General features: G+C 53.1%; 4 protein-coding genes and 1 pseudogene. 3 read left to right on the forward strand and 2 right to left on the reverse strand.

Going from position 1 to position 5,969, the window contains the following annotated elements; genetic code table 11:
- Positions 1 to 414: 414 nt before the first annotated feature.
- Positions 415 to 2,355 (reverse strand): hypothetical protein, encoded by a 1,941-nt coding sequence (locus DSM25558_RS27320; protein ID WP_077107756.1) that lies wholly within the window; start codon positions 2,353 to 2,355, stop codon positions 415 to 417.
- A 171-nt stretch (positions 2,356 to 2,526) separates the two neighbouring features.
- Here DSM25558_RS27320 and DSM25558_RS27325 point away from each other — a divergent pair, with 171 nt between their 5' ends.
- The 3 genes from DSM25558_RS27325 to DSM25558_RS27335 all read left to right on the forward strand — a co-directional run bounded on the left by DSM25558_RS27325 (position 2,527) and on the right by DSM25558_RS27335 (position 4,947).
- Positions 2,527 to 2,901, forward strand: coding sequence for a hypothetical protein (locus DSM25558_RS27325; protein ID WP_077107757.1), 375 nt, complete (start codon positions 2,527 to 2,529; stop codon positions 2,899 to 2,901).
- A gap of 121 nt (positions 2,902 to 3,022) precedes the next feature.
- Positions 3,023 to 4,222: a YcaO-like family protein gene (locus tag DSM25558_RS27330; protein WP_077107758.1), complete on the forward strand. Its 1,200-nt coding sequence runs from the start codon at positions 3,023 to 3,025 to the stop codon at positions 4,220 to 4,222.
- Complete coding sequence (locus DSM25558_RS27335) at positions 4,219 to 4,947, forward strand: TfuA-like protein (protein ID WP_077107759.1); 729 nt, start codon at positions 4,219 to 4,221, stop codon at positions 4,945 to 4,947. Before DSM25558_RS27330 ends, DSM25558_RS27335 begins: the two co-directional genes overlap by 4 nt.
- A gap of 271 nt (positions 4,948 to 5,218) precedes the next feature.
- Here DSM25558_RS27335 and DSM25558_RS27340 read toward each other — a convergent pair.
- Positions 5,219 to 5,969, reverse strand: a pseudogene (locus tag DSM25558_RS27340) (BID domain-containing protein); the annotation flags it as partial.

Below are 5,969 nucleotides of genomic sequence, written 5' to 3' on the forward strand. Positions count from 1 at the left end.
TACTGTCTCTCGTCGAGTGTGAGATGCAAGAAAATCTAATACTAGGGATCTACGAACTTTTGGGCTTTCCGGTGAACGCACCCGCGCAAAGTAGACGTCTGGTATCCTATCTCCAGCAAGACAAAACGCTGGGTGAAGAGCCGACGACTCGGCACTCCACCCAATAGTTGGATTTTTATTCCATGTGCCAGCAGCGATGCCGCCAGCTGACTCTACCGCTATGGCCACATCAACTCCCTTGATGACCGACGCCCCGACTGCCCGTAGATCAACAACGTTCTTCAAATTTCCGGTAATAGGCTCCGGTAGTGGTGTGACGGTTCCCGCGTCAATATCCACAACCCAAAGACCTTGGTCACCGGCACACCAATCACAACTACTTTTGCCATTCCATAACTTCCCTCTGTGAATGAACTAAAATCCGGCCTTCTTTAGACCTTCTCGGTAAATATCCTTTTGCCATTGTTCCTTGAACGGAACGATGGTTAGCCATTTATCGATATCGAATTGGGGGTTTGCTTCGAGAGCCCGCCGCACGAAGAAGCGCGACTTCTTTTCGTCTCCGAGCATTGCCCAGCTTGCTGCCGAGAGCCGATCCGCGAGATCGCCGTCAACCATCTTGTCAATATAACCTAGGGCATCATTGAATTTGCCGAGGCTGTAGCTCGCTCCTGCTGCGGTCCATAGATAAGAGTCCGGCCCGAGTGGATTTAGCTCCATCGCTCGCTCAAGCTTTTGCAACGCCAAATCTGGCCGCGACAAATGGTTCAACGTGTCGGCGTGGTCAGCGATGATATCGGCATAGTGGGGACTAAGCGTTTCCGCCACTTCCAATGTCTGCGCACTTTCTTCAATTTCCCCCATGAGAAGTTTTGTGACCCCCAGTTCGCGGTATCCGTCTGCGAAGTCACGCCGTGCCTCGATCGCACGTGTAGCGTATTCTGCTGCGGTCTCTAGAAGATCCATATCTCCACGTGCGGTCAGAAGCCATTCCTTTGAATAGGTTCGCGCAATCGCGCTCAATGCGGGCGCGAAATTCGCGTCTTCCTGTAAAGCGCCTCTCAGTTCTTTCCGCGAACGGCGAAGGTTCGGAAGAGACAGGCGGTTGAGGTAGTGCCGACCGACGAGGTAGCGGTGATAGGCAGCGGCACTACGCTCGAAATAAGGACGAGTGATCTGATGACTCTCGATGCGTCCGGCCACGGAAATTGTGATCTGCCGCAAGAGGTCGCGGCGTCGGTCGATCAGGTTGAGGTTTTCGAGGTTGTAGCGCTCTGCCCAGACGATTTCAGAATTATTTACATATGTGAGCTGAACGAATAGGGACAGGTCGTCATTTCCCAAACCGCTCAAACGCGTGTCCAGAACATAGTTTATGTCATGCCGTTCAAAAACCCCATGCTTGTCTTCCGATGTTTTACCGATTCGAACTGCGGTATGAGGCGCAATGATCTCAAGGCTATTCAGGGCGCAGAACCCTATTGTAATATCCTCTATCAGCGACGATGCAACTATGGCGAACACAGGATCACGATGAAGGTTCGTCGGAGGTAACAAGGCGAGACGGGGAACGGCGCTTTTCAGGGTTTTTTCGAGAGGGTCGGGATTGGATCTATCCGATGCAGATAACCCCTCGGACGCACCTTTTTTCGTAACGTTTTCCGCAGGACTTTTGGGACCTAGATGGCCCACACCTCGGGAAATCGATTGTTTGCGTTGCTCAAGGTATTTTCGAAAATACTCAACTTCTTCTTCTGCGTTGAATATCTGGACGAGGAACTTGAGCGTATCTGGGTTTTCAGGTTCTGTATGGAAGATGAGTATCGCTGCATTTTTTATGATCTCCTCTTCTTTTGGCGTCGTTGCTGACTGTGAGGTTTCTTTCAAAAGCCCCTTGAGAAGAGCGCCGTGGTAAATTTTACGCTGAATCAGCCATACGTCATACTCGCGGCTTTGGCAGTTAACCGCAGCCAGGAACGTCCGATTAAAAAGCGCAACAAGTCGCCCCAGCCAGGCGAGGGGTTCCTCTAAATCCTTCTTGTGAAGCGATTGTAGATCGGAGGCGACCGCCGTCTGACCAAGGGAGATTGTGCTGCCCGTAAAGGAAAAGAAATCTGCCCCAAGTTCTTCCTGTCGGGATTTGATTCTCGAAATGGTCGAGCGCAAATTGACGAGCGAAACGTCCTTGTTTGCATCGCCCCATAGAAACTGTGCCAAGGTCGATCGATGAGCAGAACCTTCAGGTGCTGTCAGTAGATAGGCAAGGATCAAGAGACCCTTTTCCGGGAAGGGAACGGCTTCGCCCTTCGAATCCAAGAGTTGCAGTTGGCCAAATGTTTGCAGAGAAAACGTCATTTTAAACGCGCCCGGGCGACATGAATTATCGATTACTGCTGTGTATAGGGATTTTCTCGACAACTGGAAGCGTCTTGTGCATCGCAAACACTATGATAAGTTCGGTGGGCACGTAGGCAGAATGTGTCGCAATCGACCGATCCCGCGTTTACCCACTCAAAGGAGAGTTGCATGTCCAAGATGATGATTATTGGCCTAAAAGATGAAGCTGGCCTCTGGCTTGTCGATTTTGAGGCCGGTTCTGTTACCGCCGTCGAAGGCAATCGTGAAGATTTCATCTCATGCAACGAAAAGGGCGATAGCGGCGAAAAAGACCTTGATGTTGCCGTGAGTTTCAACGTCAAAGAAACAGCTTTTTCGGGCATCCACTACAAATCCGGCGTTGCAGATGTGGCAGTAGGTTTTGAGACCAAGGACGCTGCGTTCTCCGGTATTCACTACAAGTCGAACGTTGCGGACGTCGCGGTAGGTTTCGACACAAAAGTCCCTGCTTTTTCGGGTATTCACTACAAAACTCCTGAAACAATCGGACATATTGCCAACTGAGACTATCCGCAAATAATGGTCGCAGAAGTCCTCCCTTTGGGGGCTTTCTGCGACAGCATTTTTTAGATGCCACTTTTTGACGTGCCTATGCCAATGACCAGTTCCAACTCAGTCGAGCAGTATGACTGCTGACGCACCGGTGACTTCCTATTCGGATCGTAGTTGCTCAGCGCGTGAGACGATGTCCCGTATCGCTCCATCACTGTCAAAATATGGGGTAACTCGACTTTCCCGACTGACAGATTTGGATCGGGTAGGGATACCCGTTTGGAATGCCATTTCACCTAATTCGCGCTCTATTGTAATCAATCAGGGCAAGGGAATCGAAGATATCGATGCCAAAGTGTCGGCGGCAATGGAAGCGCTGGAACGCGCTGTCGCTGGAGCGCCGACAATTGGTGTTCGCCAAGCGAGTTTCCGAGAGCTCGAATCCGAGGGGTTTGCGGCAGATCCTCTGCCAAGCCTGATTTTAGGCGGGCAAAGCGAAATTCGGCCAGAGGAGATACTCGCGTGGACGTTGGGTTATGATATCATTTCTCAACACGACGTCTGGGTCCCTCGTGATGCTCTCCTGCTCGATGATACAGGAGCGAATCAATTCTGGCAGTCCTCCGATGGGCTCGCATCGGGTAACACTCTCCTTGAAGCCACATTTCATGGCTTGCTGGAACGCATTGAACGCGATGCAGACGTGCTCTCGCAGTTCGACTCAGAGGAAGAGGTAAAAAGGCGCTGCATCGCGGTAGATTCGCTTGCTGACCCCGTTCTCACCGAGCTCGCGAAGCGTGTGCATGATGCGGGTTTTCGGCTACAGATGTTCGACATGACAAGTGACGTCGGCATTCCCTGCTTCAAAGCATACATGGCACCAATGATGCCCTCTGAGGGTGCCTTGCGCTACATTGAGGTTACGTATGGAGCTGGGGCACATCCCAACCCCGTTCGTGCAGCAATAAGAGCGGTCACTGAATCGGCGCAGTCGAGGCTGACATATATCAGTGGCGCTCGCGATGATATCGATCCCGACACCTTTACACGGCCACTTCCCGATCACCTGCGTGATATGCTGTCCATACAGCCGAGGAGCTATGTTCCGCTCCCTTGTTTGGCTGGCGAAACGACGTTGGACGGCATGCTCAAAGCTGTCATCGGCAAGCTTGAGGATCGAGGAATTAAGTCCGTAATTACCGTGCACCTGAATCCGGGAGAAGACGAGTTCAGTGTCGTGAAGGTTTTGGTTCCGGAACTGGAGAATGTGGATGGGAGAAGGAAGCGCAGGTTCGGGCCTCGTGCACTAAAGAGGATACTGAAATCAAGATGAAGGTCATTTTCGCAGGCCCGACCCTCTATGGCGCAGATTTGCCATCAAACGCAGACTACCAGCTTCGTCCACCCGCCAGACAAGGGGATTTTTACAACGCCGTTCAAGACGGCGCGACCGTCATCGGGCTGATTGACGGGGTGTATGAATACGTTCCCGCTATCTGGCATAAGGAAATTCTGTTCGGACTTGCCCAGGGCGTTCACACCTTTGGAGCCGCGAGCATGGGTGCCTTGCGAGCAGCAGAATGTGCTGCTTTTGGTATGGTCGGTATCGGCAAAATCTTTGACGGCTATATGAGCGGCCTGTTGGAAGACGATTCCGACGTTGCGCTATCGCATGGTCCTGCTGAGGTTGGTTTCCTTCCCCTCAGCGAACCGTTCGTCAATGTGCGCGCGACAATTTCGAGATGCTTGCAACTCTCGTACATCACGGCTGATGAGCATGACCACCTATTGACGGCTGCGAAGGCAATCTTCTTCAAGGATCGGACATATAAGCGACTGGTTCGATCGTCCATTTCGGACGGAACGCGAGCATCTCAGATTCTGGAGGCATTGCGCGCACATAATGTAAATCAGAAGCTGCAGGATGCGCAGCTTCTCATCGAAGCTGTTATCAGCGCTCCTAATCGACGGTTCGTCCCTGAGTTTAACTGGACATTTGAGGCAACGAATTTTTGGAAGGCCACGTTTCCGCCCTTCTCGTCACACCATAATCGATAGAGGGATTACACGCGAGCCAGCATTCGGTTCTATTGAAGAGATTGCATTAAAGCGAGAGCATAGGACAGGGGGTCAAAGGTTGTTGCGGTCGCGGCGGGCAAGGTGTGCCTTGATGGCGCACAATCCCGATTCGCATCAAATACTTGCCTAGACGACGTTTCGGTCAGCGATGCGTAGTCGAAATTGGAGGTGTGCAACACTAGTGCGACGCCAGATAGTAAATCCGCGCCTCGGCCGCTCCCTTGGAGCTGTTCATGGCCATGATGTCATCCTATCGACTCAACCCTATCCCCTGCGACCGGGTGAGCTGCTGTTTCGCGTGTGGTCATGGCTCAGCTCGGCCATGCGGGTGCGCTCGACGGCACGCGCAACGGATTTGATCTGCTCGGCCTGCTTCGCCAGCTCTGGACGCAACTCAAGCTCCTTGGCAAAATTGCGAGGATCCGAATGTCCGAAACGCTGCTGGAGAGCGTTTGCGACCAGTTTGGCCTCTTCGAGTGCGGCATGACCATCGGGCGTCGATCGCAGCTCATCGATGAGCTGATGCCGCTCGTTCATCGACACTTTGTCGACGCGATCGAGTATCTCGGCGCTGCGCGGGGTGAGGCCGGGAACCTCGACGACATCGCGTTTTTCGCGCTGCCACTGCTCCGACTTCCGTTCCTCACCAAGCCGGCGTTCCCAGTGTTCGGACGTATAACCAATATGGGAGGCGAGAACCTTGGCATAATGCAGCGCCGCCTTCCGCTCCACATTATCGCCGAATAGGCCTGACTTGCCGCGTAGCTCCCCGAACTGCTCGGGACGCTCAGCCATCGCCTTGGCCATCACCTTGCCATTGCCTTCCTTCTCAGTGATCGCGGTGCGCAATCGGCCCGCCACTTCGGCCGCGTCGCGAAAAACGTGCCGTGCCACCGACTCCACTGCTTCAAATCCATGATCGATTGCCGGCATGGCCTTTTCACGCGCCACGTCCTCGACGCTGCGGTCATGGCGCGTGATCGCCGGTACAAGCGGAGCCG

The sequence above is a fragment of the Agrobacterium sp. DSM 25558 genome (assembly GCF_900100825.1).
Classification (GTDB): domain Bacteria; phylum Pseudomonadota; class Alphaproteobacteria; order Rhizobiales; family Rhizobiaceae; genus Agrobacterium.

Excerpts from the sequence above, each read along its gene's own strand:
- DSM25558_RS27320 (WP_077107756.1), bottom strand. The coding sequence starts at position 2,355 with ATGACGTTTTCTCTGCAAACATTTGGCCAACTGCAACTCTTGGATTCG.
- DSM25558_RS27325 (WP_077107757.1), top strand. The coding sequence starts at position 2,527 with ATGTCCAAGATGATGATTATTGGCCTAAAAGATGAAGCTGGCCTCTGG.
- DSM25558_RS27330 (WP_077107758.1), top strand. The coding sequence starts at position 3,023 with ATGACTGCTGACGCACCGGTGACTTCCTATTCGGATCGTAGTTGCTCA.
- DSM25558_RS27335 (WP_077107759.1), top strand. The coding sequence starts at position 4,219 with ATGAAGGTCATTTTCGCAGGCCCGACCCTCTATGGCGCAGATTTGCCA.